Source organism: Centipeda felix (assembly GCF_900186465.1).
In the GTDB taxonomy this organism is placed as follows: domain Bacteria; phylum Bacillota; class Negativicutes; order Selenomonadales; family Selenomonadaceae; genus Centipeda; species Centipeda felix.
The window spans coordinates 1-1,197 of the sequence record NZ_LT891949.1; the positions used below are offsets into that span (position 1 = coordinate 1).

Genomic DNA, 1,197 nt, shown 5'->3' on the forward strand with positions numbered 1-1,197 from the left:
GCGTCGGTGACACCGTCACGGGTGCCGAGCGCCCCGCCGCCGAGGCGCTGCCGGGCTATCGCGGCGTCACGCCCATGGTCTTCTGCGGCCTCTACCCCGAGGACAGCAAGGACTATGACAACCTCCGCGAGGCACTCGAAAAACTCCAGCTCAACGACGCCGCCCTCGTCTTTGAGCCCGAGACCTCCATCGCCCTCGGCTTTGGCTTCCGCTGCGGCTTCCTCGGGCTCCTCCACATGGACGTTATCCAGGAGCGCCTCGAGCGCGAGTACAACCTCGGCCTCATCATGACCGCGCCCTCCGTCGTCTACCACGTCTACCGCACGGACGGCACCATGCGGGAGGTCAGCAACCCCGCCGACCTCCCGCCCGCGACCGAGATCGAGCACATCGAGGAGCCGTGTGTCAAGGCGACCGTCATCGTGCCAAAGGACTACGTCGGCGCCGTCATGGAGATCTCACAGGAAAAACGCGGCGTGTTCCAGACCATGGACTACCTCGACGCGACGCGTGTCACCGTCATCTACCACATCCCGCTGAACGAGATCCTCTACGACTACTTCGACCGTCTGAAATCCGCCACGCGCGGCTACGCCTCCCTCGACTACGAGCTGATCGACTACCAGACCAGCAATCTTGTCAAGCTCGACATCCTCCTCAACGGCGACCCCGTGGACGCCCTCTCAACCATCGTTCACCGTGACCGTGCCGCCGCACGCGGCCGCCAGCTCGCGGCCAAGCTGAAGGAAATCATCCCCCAGCAGATGTTCGAGATCCCCATCCAGGCGGCCATCGGGAGCAAAATCATCGCGCGCGAGAATGTGCGCGCCCGCCGCAAGGATGTCCTCGCAAAATGCTACGGCGGCGACATCACGCGCAAGCGCAAACTCCTCGAAAAGCAGAAGGAAGGCAAAAAGCGCATGAAGGCCGTCGGCAGTGTCGAGCTCCCGCAGGAGGCATTCATGGCGGTGCTGAAAATTGACGACTGACGTACGCGGGGCAGAGGGAGAGCCGTGGGGCATCTACGTCCACATCCCCTATTGCGTGAAAAAATGTGCATACTGCGACTTCGTCTCCGTTCCGTCCGCGCCGCGTGCGGCGGAGATGGAGGACTATGCGGCGGCGCTGACGGCAGAGCTCCTGCGCGAAGTGCCGCCGCTTCGTGCCCGGCGGGGTGCGGCAGCGACCATCTACGTG

General features: G+C 64.0%; 1 protein-coding gene and 1 pseudogene. Both read left to right on the plus strand.

The window, feature by feature from the left end:
- On the plus strand, positions 1-989 hold a 989-nt coding region (gene lepA / locus C1713_RS00765), incomplete at its 5' end, for a translation elongation factor 4 (RefSeq protein ID WP_102492721.1).
- Positions 979-1,197, plus strand: a pseudogene (locus tag C1713_RS00770) (radical SAM family heme chaperone HemW); the annotation flags it as partial. The gene lepA and the pseudogene C1713_RS00770, both read left to right, overlap by 11 nt.